Here is a 17,612-nt window from a genome sequence, read left to right as displayed (position 1 = left end):
AAGCCCAGTAATGGGCTTTTTGGTTAATTGGCTAAAGGTAACTTGCTTGACTTAACCCTCATCTGCTTTATGAATAAAACAATCAATAAAATTGAAATTGCAATACAGAACCAAATCACTGCATTTGTAAGCCCAAAATGGTCAGCTAAATATCCTACTGCTAGGATGGGTAGAATTGTTCCGAGATAGCCGATAAAGAGATAAGTAGACATGACGGCGGCTCGATTGTGAGGTGTGGTCATGTGATGAATAAGCCCGAAAGCCCCAAGTAAAGCTAAGCCATGTCCAATCCCAAACAGACCATCGCTTAGGAAGAATAACCAGCTGATTTTAAACTCCATACAGAGGAATAAAGCGATCACGCTCATGAAGCAAGTCATGATACCGAGTAATAGGCTGGATTGCGGTTTGATTGATCTTGAAAAAAATTGTGTCGCAGCTGAAATCAGTAAAATGACAGTAATGGCAGAACCACTAATCAGTGGACCGTGCCAAGGCAAAATGTCTTTAACAAATGAAGGAGATAGTGAGGCGTATAAACTAAATCCTGCAAAAACAGCAAATGCAGTCAAGCTCAGTATAAAAAATTGAGTGCGATCATGTGATTGTGGTGTTAATAATTTGGGAGCAAAATTAAATTTTTGCACATCAAAAGGTATAGGTTTGAGTGTAATTAGACTAAAGAAGCAAAATATTGAACCTATCACAATGGGTACATAAGGTATTACCAAAGGATATGCAAAAAATTCAGCAAAAAATCCCCCAAATAAAGGACCTAAACCAAATCCAACAGCAGTAATGATTGAGCTTAATTGTGGTGCAATTTGTTTATGGGAAATTGGAACAGTTTGAATAAGCCCAATAAGAGCAGATGTTGTCATCAATCCAGATGCGATACCAATGATAAATCTTCCCCATGAGAGAGACATGACATCGCTCGCAAAGATAGACATTAACAAGCCAATGGTGATAAAAATGAGCCCAAGTTGCATAGTTTTTACATAACCAATGGTATTACTGGTTCTGCCCAAAAACAGTAAGGTGGTCAGGCACCCTAGCATGTAGGAAACGAAAATAAAGGTGATATCGCTCGGGTTTAACCCCCATAATTCTTGGTAAATTGGATAAAGTGGGCTAGCAAGCGCTGTTCCAATGGTGCCGATACAGAGTGCGATACTTACGAGAATAAAATCTCGCCACGATTGGTTTTCATTCATTATTTGTCTTATAGAACAGCAGTGCTGATACGAAGATTCATTAGTCTATGTCGACTGTTAAGCATGAGTCAATTATCTTCAATCAGTTAAAATTCAACAGTCATATTTGGTTTCACGTGAAACAATTTATGAGGTTTAAAATTACATAAAAACTGATCTTTGTAGAAAGTAGAAGATTAGAATAAGCAATAATATCCATCAAACATATGCTCAACTTATGTATAAAAAAATTTTAATCAGTGCTTTACTTGCACTGTCTACAAGTTCTAGTTTTGCGAATATTGAATTGCTTCAGCAAAAAATTAAAACGCAGCACCCAAAATTGAATATTCAAAATTTACAAAAAACTGAGATGAAAGGTCTCTATAGCGGATCTTTAGACAATCAGATTATTTATATTGATGAAGAAGCTAAGCATTTATTCTTTGGATCAATGATTCGTATCGAAGATCAAAAAAATCTAACACGTGATTTGGTGCTGAAACATAATTCAGTCGACTTTAAACAACTTCCACTTCAATATGCCATTAAGACTGTAAGGGGGAATGGTAAGCGTCAGCTCGCGATCTTTTCTGACCCAAATTGTCCATATTGTAAGACGCTTGAAAATAATTTAAGCCAGTTAAAAGATGTGACAATTTATACGTTTATGTATCCAATTAAATCTCAATCGATCCAGCCCTCTAAACAAGTTTGGTGCTCCGCAAACCGTGAGTTTGCATGGAATGCTCTTTTACAAAAGAATCAACAACCAACAGCCCAAGCTGATTGTTCAAACCCTATTGAACGAAATTTGGAACTTGGACGTCGTCTAGGTGTTCAAGGAACGCCAGCAATTATTTTTGAAAATGGATTTAAGGTAACAGGCGCTTATCCAGCTTCAGAAATTGAAAAAATTTGGAAAGAGCTGAACTTATAAAATCTAGTTCATAGAAATGAAAAAAAGCACCTTAACAAGGTGCTTTTTTGATTAAGATTTTTTGGTAACGAGGTTATAAATAAACAGAACGATAATTGCGCCTATGACTGAAGCAATAAAACCTGCCGATGAACCTTCGGGATAAATATTAAGAAGGCGTCCACCATATGTAGCAAGTAATGAACCAGCAATACCTAATAACGTCGTGACAATGAAACCTGCTTTATCGTCACCAGGATGAATTGCGCGAGCAATTAAACCTGCTAAAAAACCGATAAGAATAGCTCCAATAAGTGAAAACATACTTGTTCTCCTTTTTATCATGAATTTTTATTGTGTCGCTCAAATATAGTTGATTATGTATTGATGTTTGAAAAGAAGAATCACGCTACATGTTGTTGTTATTTTGTTGTTTATAAAGAAAGTGGCATATGCCACTTTCTTGAAAAACATTACAGACCGATTTCACCAATGAATGGAATATGACGGTATTTTTGATCGTAATCTAGTCCATAACCTACGATAAATTTATCTTCAACTTCAAATCCTAGAAACTCTACTTCCAAGTCGATTTCTCTTCGAGAAGGCTTACTGATCAGCGTGCAAAGTTTGATAGAGTTTGGCTCACGAGTTTCAAGGATTTCTACCACTTTACTCAGCGTATTGCCTGAATCGATGATGTCCTCTACGACAAGAACATCTTTACCACGAATTTCACCATCAAGGTCTTTTAGAATTTTAACATCACGACTAGAAGTCGTTCCACTGCCGTAACTTGAAACTGTCATAAAGTCGAGTTCGTGTGGTTTTTCAATGGTGCGGCATAGGTCTGCCATGAAAATCACTGAACCGCGAAGTAAGCCTACAAGAACCAATTCTCGATCACTATTTGCATAGTGAGCATTAATTTGATTACCAAGTTCATTAACTTTCGCTTGAATTTCTTCAGCGGAAATCAACACTTTCATGTCAATGGTCATGGGTAGATACCTAAAACAACAATTCTAAAATTAAAAAAGGTGTTGACCTGCAACACCTGAAATATGCTTCGATTTTAAAACATATCCCAGAATGTTGCACCCTTTTTAAAAAAACGAAATGTAAACTAATGGTTTATTAATGCGCATCGCGTTTTAGTACGACAGCACAAACTAAGAATACAGCACCAATTAACACATATTTTTTAATTGGGTGTTGTGGTTGAGTCTGAGCATTAGGATGCTGATTGTTGATATGCTTTTTGTCCATAAATATAAGTCGCCTCAATATTTCGATCATCACCCATGGTAAACAATGCGAAAAGTGCATCTTCAATATTTTTAGCGCGTTGTTGTCTTAATGTTTGTAATGCAGTGGCATTCAAATTTAATACAACAAAATCCGCTTCTTTTCCAATATTAAAGTTACCAAGTTTATCCTCGAGCGCTAATGCTTTTGCTCCACCTAGGGTCGCATGATAAAGCGATTCAAATGCAGATAATTTGTCGCCTTGGAGTTGTTGAACTTTATAGGCTTCATTCAACGTCTGAAGCTGATTAAATGAAGTCCCCGCACCGATGTCTGTGCCAAGACCGACTTTAACTTGTTTATCCCAGGTTTTTTTCAATGGAAACAATCCACTTCCTAGAAAGAGGTTTGAAGTCGGGCAGAAGGCGATTGCAGAGTTTGTTTGATGCATACAATCCCATTCATGCTCTTCTAAATGAACACAGTGAGCGAAAACAGATTTATTGCCTGTTAATCCATAGTGGTGATACACATCTAAATAGCCATTTTGCTCAGGAAAAAGCTCTTTCACCCAAGCGATTTCATTGGTGTTTTCACTCAAATGAGTATGAATATATACATCAGGATATTCAGTTTTTAACTGCCCTGCTCTTTTTAATTGTTCTGGTGTAGAGGTAGGCGCAAAGCGAGGCGTAATGGCATAAAGGTTTCGACCTTTACCATGCCATTTCTCAATCAATTCTTTGCTATCTGTATAAGCATTTTCAGCGGTGTCTGTCAGTGCTTCAGGTGCATGACGATCCATCAATACTTTGCCTGCAATCAAACGCATCTGGTATTGTTCTGCCGCTTCAAATAGTGCATCAACAGATTCTTTATGAACTGTACAAAAAACCAATGCAGTCGTTGTGCCATTTTTCAGCAGCTCATTGACAAAAAAGTGTGCAATTTGGTCTGCATAAGCTTTGTCTTGAAATTGGATTTCTGTAGGAAAGGTATAAGTGTTCAGCCATTCGAGTAATTGTTCGCCATACGCACCTACCATTTCAGTTTGAGGAAAGTGAATATGCGTATCGATAAAACCAGGAACAATCAATTGATCTGGGTAATGCTCAACTTGAATAGAGGATTCAAGCTGACGGAGCTGTTGTTGCCCATCTTCCCAACGACCAAACCATTGAATTTTACCCGCTTGAGTAATCAATAAACCATCTTCTACGTAACGCACTTGGTCGTGAATTTCACGCGCTTGGGCAACTGTATTCTGAATATCTAGGAAGCGACCGCGAATCGCCGTCGATGCAACTACAGAAGACATTTAAAACCTACACTTTTAATTTTTTCGGTTGATTGTAACTGATCTATCTTAATTAAACTGTATATCGTTTGCTGAGCCCCCACTCTGCGAGAATACGACGATAAGTAGTCGAAGATCGATCAGCCTCAAAATGCGCTTCCATCATTAAATCAAGTGGTAATTCTTCAGGTTTTTGCGATTCTACGATGTCTTGGTCTTCGGCAAAAATTTGGGCATTAAAATCATAGACTGCTTGTAAATCTCCAGTCTGATCAAAATTACGCGTCAAAGGAACAAATAATCTGGTTTGATTGACCGATACAGGACAACACGCATTCAAGATTTTTAAAATCCCATTGTCTGGAAAATCTACAGTTAATATCGCTGAAAATGGTGGGTAAATATCAAAGGTCCTTTTCCATTCAAAACCTTTTGGTTCCAGGTGTTTCAAAGCATGCGGGTAATTACTGACACCACTAATATAAATTGTTTTTAAACCATAGTCTGTTCTCTCAGTATGGTATTTCGGTACAACTGGATTGTTTCGATCTGCAAAAGCTTCGTGATGCACCCATGCAAAGTGAGCAACATCAATAAATCCTTCGAGTTGACGACCTGCTGAACCTGCAATATCAACATATGGAGGTAAAATAGACTGATGATCAGGATGATCCCAAGTGTTAAGTTGAGGAATATTATTGTGTTGAAAATCACGTCCATGCAAGCTGGTCCAGACCAGTCCATATCTCAAAATTACTGGAAATTGGGTTAAGCTAAAACGGTCAGATATCTTAGTTAAATCAGGTTGAGCAGGAATTTTCGTACATTTCCCTGCAAGGTCGAATCTTAGACCGTGATATCGGCAAATAATTTCTTCACCCTCTACCCATCCTTTACTTAGAGGTACACCTCGATGAGGGCAGATATCACGCACTAATCGAATTTCTCCCTTGTCAGTTTGGTAAATCGCCATTTTTACATCAAGTAAAGTGACCTGATGTGGTGTGGTTGAAACATCTTGAATACGAGCCACTGGATACCAATATTGCGCGAGAATTTCCCAATCTTGTAAGTCGAAACTACATTGGCAAGGTGCACTGAGTGGATTTAATGCGGGAATCATATTCATCGTCATTTCCTAGAAAAAGAGCTCCGAAGAGCTGCGCTAAATTTACTGAGCTTTTTTCTTTGGAGATGATGCAAGATCTTTGCCAACCCTCTCTTAACATTTAAAATTGGAGAGCTGAGTGGAAATATTAAATTCTAATCAAAATATATAAAGTGAATTCACCCATGGACTTATATGAGAAGTTAAGCCATTTAATACGATCTAATGCAGATATCTATGAACTTTTACAGTGTTTACGGCAGATTGATAGTGCGGCCTATTTTAGTGCGGGCTTGATTCGAAATTGGATCTGGTCTTATTTACATAATCAAAATTATTCCATTTTTGAAACTGAAATTGATGTCATTTATTTTGATCCTTCAGAAAAAATGGATGAGAGACGAAATTATTTAAAGGGTGCACTTCAACATAGATATCCTAATATTCATTGGGACATTACAAATCAAGCTCTGGTACATCATTGGTACAGAACTGATGAAGGTGCTCAAATTGATCCATATACTTCAGTACATCATGCTATGAGTTTTTGGCCAGAAACGGCAACCGCAATCGCTATCAAATTAATGGAGAATAATCATATTGAAATCCTCGCCCCTTTGGGGCTTGAAGATTTATTTACTTTAAAATTAAGGTGGAATAATCGTTTGGTTTCACGTGGAGTCTTTGAACATAGGGTTAAGTCAAAATGTTTTTTGGAACGATGGCCTAAGTTAAGCATTGTGAATTAGATGCCTCATCTAATGATATAAATAAAGCCTTCAGATGAAGGCTTTATTGAATCCAACAAAGTTTGACCTTATAAGGTCGTTTGATGATGTTTTTTACTATAACGAATTGAAAGCCATGCTGTAATTGAAAGGGCAATCACGATAAAACTTAATGAGATCCAAATTGGCATATGGAATACGTCAAGCATAAGCATTTTGAAACCGATAAAAATTAAAATAGCCCCAAGTCCATAAGGCAAATAATGCATTTTTGAAGCGGCTCCAGACAGTAAGAAAAACATAGCCCGTAGACCGAGGATAGCCATCAAGTTAGCTGTAAGGACGATAAAAGGATCAGTGGTGACCGCAAAAATCGCTGGAATAGAATCGACTGCAAAAATAACATCAGATGCCTCGACTAAAATTAGCACTAAAAATAATGGGGTTGCCCATAGAACGCCATTTTGCCTTACGAAAAACTTATTTCCTTCCAACTGTGGAGTAATTCGCATGTGTTTACGTAGCCATTTCAGAATGGCCATATCTTCAATATTTGGATCATCCTCTTGTCCTTTAAGGAATTTAAATCCAGTGTATACAAGGAAAGCACCGAAGATATAGAGGATCCACGAAAATTCCTGAACGAACCACGCACCGATAAAAATAAAAATTGTTCTGAGAATAATAGCGCCCAATACACCATAAAGGAGTAATTGACGTTGAAGTGCAGGAGGTATAGCGAATGCAGCAAAAATCATTAGCCACACAAAGACGTTATCAATTGCGAGTGACTTTTCCAGTAAATAGCCGGCAAAATATTCCATAACTTTCGTATTGGCTACGTTTATACCAGCAGTATTTTCTAGATATAGCCATAGTCCACCACCAAAAAGTGTTGCGACAGTGACCCATGCAATACTCCAATAAGCAGCAGTTTTAACTTTAACTTCTTGACCTTCTTTTTGTTTAAAACCTAGAAAGTCAATTAAGAGCATAATCGTGACGATGCCAAAAAAAATGACATAAAGCCAAATATTGCCTATGGTTTCCATAGTGATCTCCAATACTGGCAATTGATTTTGGCATAAAAAAACCTCGACCAGTTGCCAGATAATAATTCTGAAACAACATGATCAAGGTCTTGCCTACACCATTTTGATTATGCATTTTAGATAATCGAAATGATGCTCAGATACCGACTTCTTTCAAAGTGTAATGACGATATTCTGACACAGTATTTAAGTACTGTTGGAGGAGGCTACTCCCCTTGTTCAAATTTGATAATAAATTACGTTGAAATCGTTTCATTTGATTTCGAGTGCACAAAGGATGACACACTTATAAGTTGTGTGCAAATTATTTAAATGGGTTATTAAATTTTTCTTTAAAAATTGAAATTAATAAGATTATTGCAATGATGATCAATACTACAATTGATATTAGATAGATATCCATTTCATTTACTCATTAATGTTTTAACAATAATAATACATTTATATATTAAAAAAATAACATTTAATGATTATGACTGACAATATATATTTTTGTTTTTTATAATATTTCTTTTTTTAAAATAAATTAAAGTTTTGAATTTGTAATTGATAGACAAGTTTGTCCCATTTTTTCATAGTGTTATGTAAATATGTCGTTCTAATCTATATTTAATAACGAATGATAGGATAATGATAATGTTAGAAATTAAACATCAAGAAAATGGATCAAAAGGTGAGTTTTTTATTGGTGAAGATGGCCATCATTTAGCTGAAATGACTTATTCATGGGCAGGTGAAGATAAATTTATTATTGATCATACTTGGGTTGATGATTCATTAAGAGGGCAAAACGTGGGACGTCAACTTGTTGACCGTGCGGTTGAATTAGCTCGTCAAAAGAATGTTAAAATCCTACCGCTTTGTCCATTTGCTAAATCTGTTTTCAACAAAGATGAAGCAATCCATGATGTTCTGTTTAAATAAAATCATACAGTGAGCGGTCATATGCAGTTTGAACATATCGATAGTGTGAAAGGCGGTGAGTTTTATCTCACGGACGCAGATCAATCAAGAATTGCAGAAATCAGCTATCGTTACCAAACTCCACAGATCATTATAGCTGATCATACTTGGGTCGATGATCGTTTACGTGGACAAGGAACTGCAAAGTTATTGTTAGATCGACTTGTAGAATTTGCTCGTACAGAAAAATTAAAAATTGTTCCAACTTGCTCTTATGTGGTTGTCATGTTTAAGCGTTTTCATAATGAATATCATGACGTTATCGCTTAAATATAAAAAAGCCCGCAGAGCGGGCTTTTTTATTTATTCTTTTGCTTTGAGTGCTTGAATGAGTTTTTGATGCAAACCACCAAATCCACCGTTTGACATGATCACAACGGCATCCCCCTCGCCTGCTTCATTCACGACATTTCGGATGATCTCTTCTAAAGTACGCGCTACCACAGCTTTATTCGGAGCAGCTTCAACAACAGGTTGTAGATCCCAATCTAAACCCTCAGGTTGATACCAAATCACTTCATCTGCCAATCGAGCAGAATATGCTAAACCATCTTTGTGGCTTCCCATTCGCATCGTATTTGAGCGCGGCTCAATAATCGCCCATAGTTTACGTTCGCCTAGTCGTTTACGAGCACCATCCAGTGTTGTGTCAATTGCTGTTGGGTGATGAGCAAAATCATCGAAAACTTCAATACCTCGAATGGTATCGAGGAGCTCCATACGGCGTTTTACACCACCAAAATTCGATAATGCTTCGCATGCAGTTTCAATGGAAACACCTACATGCTCTGCAGCTGCAATGGTTGCTAAAGCATTTGCAACGGAGTGTTGACCTGTCATCGACCATTGGACTGTACCTTTTACTTCGCCGTCTTTTAAGACTTGGAAATGAGTACCATCTGCAGAAAGTTGGTTTGCAGAGATAGTTGCTTGATCATGAGATTCAAGCGATGTACGGACGATCGGTGTCCAACAGCCTTGTGCCAAAACTTCATCAATATTTGATTCAGTGATTGGTGCGATGATACGGCCTTCACTTGGAATAGTACGAACCAAATGATGAAATTGTTTTTGAATGGCAGCGAGATCATCAAAGATATCTGCATGATCAAATTCAAGATTATTCAGAATAGCTGTCTTTGGATGGTAATGAACAAATTTAGATCGTTTATCAAAGAAGGCAGAGTCGTATTCATCTGCTTCTACACAGAAATATTGACCTCCGCCTAGACGAGCACTTTCTTTAAATCCAAGTGGTACACCACCAATTAAAAAGCCCGGTTCCAAGCCCGCTTGATCTAATACCCAAGCTAACATCGTGGTAGTGGTTGTTTTTCCGTGTGTACCAGCAACCCCTAATACATGTTTACCTTGTAGCACATGGTCGGCAAGGAACTGTGGTCCAGAGATATAGGGTAAACCCTGATTTAGCATGTATTCAACGGCGTCAATTCCACGTTTCATGGCATTACCAACGATCACTAAATCTGGGTGTGGTTGCAAATGACTACGGTCATAACCTTGCATTAAGGTAATACCCGCATTTTCAAGTTGTGTCGACATAGGTGGATACACATTTTGGTCCGAGCCTGTCACTGTGTGCCCTAGGTCTCGAGCTAACAGTGCTAACGATCCCATAAAGGTGCCACAGATTCCCAAAATATGCAGATGCATGATGATTTACTCCACTACTCTTTTCGACACAAACATCTTTTTGGTGCTGTTGTCATGTGTTATTTGATTTGATGTCAACGATAACAAGGGTCTTGGTGAAAAGATAGTGATTATTAGAAGCCATTCCGTAAAATTTTGCAGAAATAAATTTTTAAACTTATGAGCTAAAATATATGAATATTTTTAATCTAGTATGATGAAACGAAATGATTTAATCGTAGAATAACGCGGACGATTTAACTTGAGATTTAAATGATTTATTTACCTTTATTGCTTCTGATTTTAGCAAATTGCTTTATGACTTTGGCGTGGTATGGTCATTTAAAATTTTTGCCGCATGATGCCCCTTTATGGCAAGCCATTCTATTTAGTTGGATCATTGCATTATTCGAATACAGCTTAATGATTCCTGCAACCAAGATGCTGGCTCAAAATGGCTGGGCTGTGGGACAAATGAAAATCACTCAGGAAGTCGTTACGCTATTGGTATTTGTTCCTTTCATGATTTTCATGTTTAAACAGCCTTTCAAATTAGATTATGTATGGGCTGCACTTTGCTTATGTGGTTGTGTCTATTTTGTATTTAGAACACCATGATTCAAAAGGATGAAGATTAACTAAAGTTATTTTCATATTCCCGAACTAATCTTTGACGATCAGGTTCAAAATCAAAATGTTTTAAGCAGCGTGCCAAGATTTCATGTGCCATTTCATGAGCAGCTTCCCGTAGTTCCGGTTCAGATACATTTTTTTCAATCATGGATAAGCATTTAATTATTCTTTGATTTAATTCGATATTACTTATACAGTCCCGTGCCATCGGTGCAAAGCTACTGCTAATAAACTCACGAATATCAAAAATATCGACACTGATATTCGAGAAATTAAAAGTTTTCTGTTCTGGATCTGGCTGACTATCAATAATAATCCGCGTTAAGGCATTGATCGCACTAATTGCTGAACCCACATCATTAATTGCAGCTGACATCGCTTTTTGTCCAACCTCGCTCATGACCAATAAACCAAATCTTGGGTCTTGTAAAAAGCTACGGTTCGTTTCGATAATTACGTATTCATGAATTTGTTGTTCTAAATTTTTTAATTCTTCATCATCTATTAGATTTTCTGCAAAGACTTCAATCAGAACCAGTGATGGGTCTACAAATTTCCCAGGAAGAAAAGCAAGATGAATATGTGCATTGTGAGTTTGAGCAAGAAGATTTAAGGACTCAATATCAAAATGAGTAAAATAACCTGTCTGTTTTGGGTGTATTTTGAGTTGGCTTTCGCCCAATGGTTTTTGTCCAGAAGCGCCAAAGTTGGGGTGTGTACGGAATGTACTTAAAGCTTGAGATGCTGCTGTTTCAATTTTAGAAATAGCATTGGTTAATGTGCCAAGCTGAGACAATGTTTGTACCCAACGAATCAGTGTCACAATCAAATAAATGAGAACCAAAATGGTACTTACAAATAAGACAAAACGACCCGAAACGCCATAATATTGTAAACCCAAAGCGATTTTTGCGATGACGGCATAGATAAATGCCGAAATAAAACTGGTAATTGCGAGACGAGTATTATCATCATTCATCATCAGCTTATAAGCACGTGGCGTACCACTTGAGGAAGCTGAAGCAAATGCGGCGACCATAATCGAAAGTGAAAATGTAGTGACCGCCAGCATACTCGAAGCAATGATATCCAGTAGGCTACTTAGTGTTTCAATACTGATATTTGGAACCGCGTGTGATGGAATAAAATAACGACTTGCGGTTGCAAATAGAGAGAAAAAAATCGCTAATAAAGCCCCAAGTGCTGGTGTAAACCATAAATTTTCTGCAGGGTTATTCCACCATAGTTTCAGTTTAAACCACATGCTATATTCTCCTTTTTATTTTTTAATTTGAATGACTTAGTTCAGTTTAATCCAAATTCAATTTCAATTTGTCTTGAATGAGCCAGATGTTTAAGGTGGATGAGGCAGAACAATGACCAATCATAAAAATCTTTTTTATGTCTATTAACAAGTATATATTTTTAATCCTTATTTTATCAGCTTAACTTTAGACCTATTCATTTTCAGTCTATAATAGTGAGTTCTTATTAAAGCTTGGCTCTCGTCGAGATTTATCTCTCTTACTTTAATCTCTGGAAACATTGCAATGAATGCGGCCGCTTCACAAGACACTCCTCTCGTTGGAATTATCATGGGCTCTCAGTCAGACTGGGCGACACTCGAACACACTGCCAATATGTTGAATCAGCTTGGTGTACCTTTTGAAGCGGAAGTTGTGTCAGCACACCGTACGCCAGATCGTTTGTTTGAATATGCTGAGCAAGCTCGTGATCGTGGTATCCAAGTGATTATTGCGGGTGCTGGTGGTGCAGCGCATTTACCGGGTATGTGCGCAGCGAAGACTGATCTTCCTGTTCTAGGTGTACCGGTTAAATCTTCGATCTTGAATGGTGTTGATTCATTGCTTTCAATTGTACAAATGCCAGCAGGTATTGCTGTCGGTACATTGGCAATTGGTCCTGCAGGTGCGACCAATGCTGCGATTATGGCGGCACAAATTTTAGGTTTAACTCGCCCAGATATTGCAAAGAATGTAGCCGATTTTCGTTTAGCGCAAACTGAGAAAGTTGCGAGTAAAAATATTCCTGGTCAAGCTTAATTCGAGAGAAATCTTATGGATAAAACCATCGGTATTTTTGGTGGCGGTCAATTGGGTCGAATGATGGCGCAGGCGGCACTTCCATTAAATATTCAATGTACTTTTTTTGAAGCAAGTACAGACTGCCCTTCTGCTGCTTTGGGTCCAGTGATCTCAACTCAAGCTAAAAATGGCTTACAGGATTTCATTAATAGTGCAGAAGTCTTTTCTTTAGAATTTGAAAATACGCCATTGTCAGATGTAGATGTATTAACTGAAACCAAGCAACTGCATCCCCCGCGTCAGGCTTTAGCGATTGCTCAGCATCGCTTGTCTGAAAAAGCGTTATTTGATGAGTTAGATATTCCAGTAGCACCTTACAAAGCGGTGACATCACTAGCGAGTTTACAAAACGCGGTCGCTGGACTTGGTCTTCCAATCGTACTAAAAACTTCACGTGGTGGTTATGATGGTAAAGGTCAGTTTGTCTTACGCACTGAGGATCAAATTGATCAAGCATGGGCGGAACTTGGTCCTGCGGGTGAATTGATTGCTGAAAGTTTTGTGACTTTCTCGCGTGAAGTGTCAATCATTGCAGTACGTGGTCAGAATGGTGATGTGAAAACATGGCCATTGGCTGAGAACCACCATCACAATGGTATCTTATCGCACTCGATTGTCCCTGCACCGAACAGTGTAGATCTACAACCTGTAGCACAAGATTACATCACTCGCTTGCTTAACCATTTGAACTATGTCGGTGTGCTGACGCTTGAGCTATTTGTGACGGACAAAGGCTTATATGCTAATGAGATGGCGCCACGTGTACATAACTCAGGTCATTGGTCGATTGAAGGTGCTGTGTGCTCTCAGTTTGAAAACCATATCCGTGCTGTTGCAGGCTTACCTTTGGGTTCAACTGAGATGATTCGTCCAACGGTATTGGTGAACATTATTGGTCAGCATCCAAAGACTGAAGATGTGTTGGCTTTAGAGGGTGCACATTTGCACCTTTATAACAAGTCAGAACGTGAAGGTCGTAAAATTGGTCATATTACCTTAATGCCAATCGATAGCTCAGAATTGACTACACTCTGTCGCCAATTGTCGAAAATTTTACCAAACCCATTAGCATTAAGTGAAGATATGACCATCTAGACTTTAAGTTGCTGATAAAAAAAGCGATCACACGAGTGGTCGCTTTTTTATTTATCTTGTTTAAGGCATGATTGCGCCTCTTTAAAAATCACTTGCCATTGGTCGGATGAAATTTTAAAAAAATTGCATAATAATTATACTATTAGTTCTGATTAGAATACATATTTTGAACTGTGTATAAGTTTGATTATGGCTTATGTGAGCCATCTTAACTTTGAATTCAAAGTGGGTTTAAATTCAAAATAATAGGCTTGCAGGATATTTTGAATTCAAAGTTACTATTGAGGTTTGAATTCAAAAATGTATTTAAAGATTTATATCTAAATTCTTATCTATTGAGTAAATTAAATTATTTTAATATTTATAATTTTCAATGATTTAGGTTGATTTTTAGTATTGGGTGGCTGTGGATAAGTTTTTTGAATTTAAATGTTGTGTGGCGGTTTAAATTTAAATTCAATAACAAATGAATTTAAAACTAGGTTGTGGATAAGTTATTAAATTTAAATTTTCAAAATAAATTTAAAAAAGTAGAAAGTATGAATTTAAATTTACGATTCGATGCTTTAATTTTTAGAGTGAGCTGTTAAGGTAAAGACATAATTCCAACATTTTAGAATTACAGGGTCTTATGCAACGGCTTGCACTCACGATAGGTTCATTTTTTTTAGCGATATCTCAAACTCATGCTGAGTTGATTATTAATGGTCAGTCTGTGACAGCCTCGCCATTCATGACGCCAACTGTGTCATCCGCTCCTAATTTTCAGCAATGCATCTCGAATTTAAAATCACAAGCGATCACTAGAGGGGTTAGTTCGGCGACGTATGATCGTTACACGCAGAATTTAACTCCTGACTATTCTGTGATTGAACGTTTAAATTATCAGCCTGAATTTTCGACGCCAATTTGGGATTATTTGTCAGGTTTAGTTGATGATGAACGTGTTCAATTGGGGCAACAGAAACTTCGACAGCATCGAGAAACACTTGACCGTGTAAGTGTGGCTTATGGCATTCCAGCTGAAATGGTGGTTGCAGTTTGGGGAGTTGAGAGTAACTATGGTGATATTTCTGGACGCTATCCATTACTTCAAGCTTTGGGAACTTTAAGCTGTGAGGGGCGCCGTCAATCGTATTTTAGAGGTGAATTTTTTACCACCATGAAACTTTTACAGCGTGGTGATGTTCGGGAAGAACAATTGAGAGGATCGTGGGCAGGGGCTTTTGGTCATACTCAGTTTATGCCTTCAACCTATGATGAGCTTGCTGTAGATTTTGATGGTGATGGACGACGTGATCTAGTCTCGAGTATTCCAGATGCTTTGGCTTCAACAGCAAATTTTTTGAAGAAAAGAGGATGGCAAACTGGTCAACCTTGGGGATTTGAAGTGCAGATTCCTGCAGGAATGTCAGTTGTAGGTGAGGGGCGACGTAATAAGAAAGCATTGTCTTATTGGGTCAATCAAGGATTGAATAGAGTGGATGGCTCCCCTTTAATTCAGGGTAATCTTTCTGCATCTTCTCAAGCTGGGTTGCTTGCGCCTGCTGGCAGTGCTGGGCCGGTCTTTCTAGTATTTAAAAATTTTGATGCTATATATAGTTATAACGCAGCAGAAAGTTATGCGTTGGCAATCGCACATTTATCAGATCGATTGCAAGGAAAAGCTAAAATTGCAAAAGCTTGGCCGACTGATGATCCTGGTACATCAAGAGCAGAACGCCGAGAAATTCAACGCTATTTAATCCGGCGCGGTTACGATATTGGTGCGATTGATGGTTTAATTGGGGATAAAACTCGACAGGCAATTCGTCAAGAGCAAACCCGATTGGGCTTAAATCCTACAGGTCGAGCGGGACAGCAGATATTGAGTGCATTTAGAAATGAGCAGGCTCAGCTGATGATGCAATAAATAGGTTCTCGGATTAAAAAAGGTCAACATAGGTTGACCTTTTTTTGTGATGATGTTTCTAAATAATAGAGCGATCGATTTTAACAGCATCGAGTAAGTCAAAAATGACTAAGGTTACATCTTGACTTAATTCTCGATCGTTAAAAATTTCATAAGCTGTAATGGTGACATCTGTATCGCTTGGAAGCTGGCGTTGTTCCTCTTCAATTAAATCTTGAATAGGTAATAATGTTTGCTTAATTTGAATATGTAAGACGTCTTCGAATTTAATGTTCTCATCATCGAGTTCGATGAGTTGTTTATTGAAATATGGCAGTAAAATTGAGTAGAGATAAGGTTGAAGCTCGACAATATCAAATATTTCAATATCACGAGTTTCCTCGATCGTGCTGATATGATCATTTACCTCAAGAATAATATGATAATAACTCACGTCTCTCTCCTCTGATTAATTTTAAAATACCTTAACACGAATTCAAAACTATTCAATTAAATCCGTAATTTAATTATGGGATTGAGCTGTGGCGCTGATTTTATCGACTTTTTAGCAGTTCGAGGTCGGCAGTAGTCAATTTAAAATTGGAGAAATTCTGCTTTTCTAGAATTGGATACATTAAGGCATTGGGGTCATTAGTATGCTGAAGACCTAATGCATGACCAAATTCGTGAGCTAATGTGATTCGAAGCTCATCTATAGATTGAAATTCATAAATATTGATTTCACGACCATTAAACTCGCCTTTGTGGAACATTTTGGCTTGAAAAACTTGGTTAAACTCATTAATAGCTTTACGTTGTTGGTGTTGGGATTGGTTGAATTTTTCAACTTTATCGTTGAGTTCTGTTCGTAAGATGTTAAATCGTTCAATATTGCTTTCAATCCCAAGCTTCTGCTGTGTGAGCCGTGTCTTAGAGTTATTGATCTGCTGAAGTTGTGAATCTGTAATAGATGTGTTTAAGCCATTAATGTGGTGGACGAAATTATTATGTTGATCTAGATCATTACTATAGTTGTGTTGCTGCTGTTCAATTTGCTGTTTTAAAAATTCAAGTTGTTGTGATTCTTGCTCTAGCTGTAATCTCATTTGGTCGGCTAATGATTTGCTATTTTCAAATTGCTTTAGCGTATGCTTTCTATAATTGGATTCATTTTGACGTTCATCAAAAATGAGATTAATTGTAAGACGAGCATTGGGGTCGTAAACGAAATACTTTTGTTGAGTTTGATTTTCCCAGATATTCGCTGCCTCTTGAGTTATTTGGCGTAATGCCTCTGTATCAAGTTGAAATCTTGGGTCAATAAACCCAATACGATATCTTAGGCGTTGATCAATGGGGTGTTGAAGCCGATCTAAAGTTGAATTGTGATTTAATTGAGGATGAATAAAACGTTGTACAGCAAAATATGCAACGCATAAAAAGGAAAAGATCAGAATAATGGAGCGCATCATGCGAGCAATTCAACTTAATTTTTATTCAATGTAGCCTAAAAAAACATTTTGGAAAATAAAACATCAAAATATATGAGCTCCAGTGTGTATAAAAATGAAAATTATTCGTAAAATTTAAATGAATGATGAAAATAAATATGAATAATGATTAAAAAACGAGTGAAAATTCATGTTTTTCATCTTTTTAGTCGAAAAAAGCAACACCCGTTGAAAATAAGTGAAATAAGGGGTTGCAAGGGAGGAAAAAATCTA

General features: G+C 37.4%; 19 protein-coding genes. 8 read left to right on the top strand and 11 right to left on the bottom strand.

Going from position 1 to position 17,612, the window contains the following annotated elements:
* Positions 1 to 23 precede the first annotated feature (23 nt).
* Positions 24 to 1,217 carry an MFS transporter gene (locus AC1M9M_RS14245; protein ID WP_481596656.1) on the bottom strand — a complete coding sequence of 398 codons (1,194 nt, stop codon included), beginning with the start codon at positions 1,215 to 1,217 and terminating at the stop codon, positions 24 to 26.
* Positions 1,218 to 1,434: 217 nt separating this feature from the next.
* Between AC1M9M_RS14245 and AC1M9M_RS14240 the strand changes: the two genes are divergently transcribed.
* A complete protein-coding gene (locus AC1M9M_RS14240; protein ID WP_481596655.1) occupies positions 1,435 to 2,136 on the top strand; it encodes a DsbC family protein in 702 nt (233 codons plus the stop codon).
* Positions 2,137 to 2,187: 51 nt separating this feature from the next.
* On the opposite strand, the gene AC1M9M_RS14235 is transcribed toward AC1M9M_RS14240, so the two are convergent.
* The 5 genes from AC1M9M_RS14235 to AC1M9M_RS14215 all read right to left on the bottom strand — a co-directional run bounded on the left by AC1M9M_RS14235 (position 2,188) and on the right by AC1M9M_RS14215 (position 5,789).
* Entirely contained in the window at positions 2,188 to 2,439 is a 252-nt protein-coding gene (locus AC1M9M_RS14235) for a GlsB/YeaQ/YmgE family stress response membrane protein (RefSeq protein WP_481596654.1), read from the bottom strand.
* 149 nt (positions 2,440 to 2,588) lie between these two features.
* A complete protein-coding gene (gene hpt, locus AC1M9M_RS14230) occupies positions 2,589 to 3,116 on the bottom strand; it encodes a hypoxanthine phosphoribosyltransferase (protein ID WP_035268589.1) in 528 nt (175 codons plus the stop codon).
* 136 nt (positions 3,117 to 3,252) lie between these two features.
* Positions 3,253 to 3,384: a hypothetical protein gene (locus AC1M9M_RS14225; protein ID WP_257219949.1), complete on the bottom strand. Its 132-nt coding sequence runs from the start codon at positions 3,382 to 3,384 to the stop codon at positions 3,253 to 3,255.
* Positions 3,350 to 4,681, bottom strand: coding sequence for a guanine deaminase (guaD, locus tag AC1M9M_RS14220; protein WP_092768725.1), 1,332 nt, complete (start codon positions 4,679 to 4,681; stop codon positions 3,350 to 3,352). The genes AC1M9M_RS14225 and guaD overlap by 35 nt, the downstream gene beginning before the upstream one ends.
* 52 nt (positions 4,682 to 4,733) lie before the next feature.
* Positions 4,734 to 5,789 carry a Rieske 2Fe-2S domain-containing protein gene (locus AC1M9M_RS14215; RefSeq protein WP_481596653.1) on the bottom strand — a complete coding sequence of 352 codons (1,056 nt, stop codon included), beginning with the start codon at positions 5,787 to 5,789 and terminating at the stop codon, positions 4,734 to 4,736.
* Positions 5,790 to 5,953: 164 nt separating this feature from the next.
* On the opposite strand from AC1M9M_RS14215, the gene AC1M9M_RS14210 reads away from it, so the two are divergent.
* Positions 5,954 to 6,517 (top strand): nucleotidyltransferase family protein, encoded by a 564-nt coding sequence (locus AC1M9M_RS14210; RefSeq protein WP_180028803.1) that lies wholly within the window; start codon positions 5,954 to 5,956, stop codon positions 6,515 to 6,517.
* Positions 6,518 to 6,585: 68 nt separating this feature from the next.
* Here AC1M9M_RS14210 and AC1M9M_RS14205 read toward each other — a convergent pair whose 3' ends face one another.
* Positions 6,586 to 7,548 (bottom strand): TerC family protein, encoded by a 963-nt coding sequence (locus AC1M9M_RS14205; protein ID WP_481588063.1) that lies wholly within the window; start codon positions 7,546 to 7,548, stop codon positions 6,586 to 6,588.
* A 636-nt stretch (positions 7,549 to 8,184) separates the two neighbouring features.
* On the opposite strand from AC1M9M_RS14205, the gene AC1M9M_RS14200 reads away from it, so the two are divergent.
* Together AC1M9M_RS14200 and AC1M9M_RS14195 are read left to right on the top strand one after the other, a co-directional pair.
* On the top strand, positions 8,185 to 8,472 hold the full coding sequence (locus AC1M9M_RS14200; RefSeq protein ID WP_035268578.1) for a GNAT family N-acetyltransferase: 288 nt from the start codon (positions 8,185 to 8,187) through the stop codon (positions 8,470 to 8,472).
* Between the two features lie 21 nt (positions 8,473 to 8,493).
* Positions 8,494 to 8,781, top strand: coding sequence for a GNAT family N-acetyltransferase (locus AC1M9M_RS14195; RefSeq protein WP_035268576.1), 288 nt, complete (start codon positions 8,494 to 8,496; stop codon positions 8,779 to 8,781).
* 33 nt (positions 8,782 to 8,814) lie between these two features.
* Here AC1M9M_RS14195 and mpl read toward each other — a convergent pair whose 3' ends face one another.
* On the bottom strand, positions 8,815 to 10,185 hold the full coding sequence (gene mpl, locus AC1M9M_RS14190; RefSeq protein WP_481596652.1) for a UDP-N-acetylmuramate:L-alanyl-gamma-D-glutamyl-meso-diaminopimelate ligase: 1,371 nt from the start codon (positions 10,183 to 10,185) through the stop codon (positions 8,815 to 8,817).
* 252 nt (positions 10,186 to 10,437) lie between these two features.
* Between mpl and AC1M9M_RS14185 the strand changes: the two genes are divergently transcribed.
* The gene (locus AC1M9M_RS14185) at positions 10,438 to 10,782 is read left to right on the top strand and encodes a DMT family protein (RefSeq protein WP_035270328.1); all 345 of its coding nucleotides are present in this window, start codon (positions 10,438 to 10,440) and stop codon (positions 10,780 to 10,782) included.
* Between the two features lie 16 nt (positions 10,783 to 10,798).
* Here the strand turns inward: AC1M9M_RS14185 and AC1M9M_RS14180 are convergent, their stop codons facing one another.
* The gene (locus AC1M9M_RS14180; RefSeq protein ID WP_481596651.1) at positions 10,799 to 12,061 is read right to left on the bottom strand and encodes a DUF2254 domain-containing protein; all 1,263 of its coding nucleotides are present in this window, start codon (positions 12,059 to 12,061) and stop codon (positions 10,799 to 10,801) included.
* Between the two features lie 286 nt (positions 12,062 to 12,347).
* Between AC1M9M_RS14180 and purE the strand changes: the two genes are divergently transcribed.
* The 3 genes from purE to AC1M9M_RS14165 all read left to right on the top strand — a co-directional run bounded on the left by purE (position 12,348) and on the right by AC1M9M_RS14165 (position 15,909).
* Positions 12,348 to 12,860 (top strand): 5-(carboxyamino)imidazole ribonucleotide mutase, encoded by a 513-nt coding sequence (purE, locus tag AC1M9M_RS14175; protein WP_035270333.1) that lies wholly within the window; start codon positions 12,348 to 12,350, stop codon positions 12,858 to 12,860.
* Positions 12,861 to 12,875: 15 nt separating this feature from the next.
* Complete coding sequence (locus AC1M9M_RS14170; protein ID WP_481596650.1) at positions 12,876 to 13,997, top strand: 5-(carboxyamino)imidazole ribonucleotide synthase; 1,122 nt, start codon at positions 12,876 to 12,878, stop codon at positions 13,995 to 13,997.
* 631 nt (positions 13,998 to 14,628) lie between these two features.
* On the top strand, positions 14,629 to 15,909 hold the full coding sequence (locus AC1M9M_RS14165; protein WP_481596649.1) for a lytic murein transglycosylase: 1,281 nt from the start codon (positions 14,629 to 14,631) through the stop codon (positions 15,907 to 15,909).
* Positions 15,910 to 15,967: 58 nt separating this feature from the next.
* On the opposite strand, the gene AC1M9M_RS14160 is transcribed toward AC1M9M_RS14165, so the two are convergent.
* Together AC1M9M_RS14160 and AC1M9M_RS14155 are read right to left on the bottom strand one after the other, a co-directional pair.
* Entirely contained in the window at positions 15,968 to 16,342 is a 375-nt protein-coding gene (locus AC1M9M_RS14160) for a hypothetical protein (protein WP_035270344.1), read from the bottom strand.
* A 100-nt stretch (positions 16,343 to 16,442) separates the two neighbouring features.
* Positions 16,443 to 17,360 (bottom strand): matrixin family metalloprotease, encoded by a 918-nt coding sequence (locus tag AC1M9M_RS14155; protein WP_481596648.1) that lies wholly within the window; start codon positions 17,358 to 17,360, stop codon positions 16,443 to 16,445.
* Between the last annotated feature and the right edge of the window lie 252 nt (positions 17,361 to 17,612).

The sequence above is a fragment of the Acinetobacter sp. ANC_7503 genome (assembly GCF_056780035.1).
Note: the sequence above shows the minus strand (reverse complement) of the source record. Positions and strands in the feature narration are given on the sequence as shown.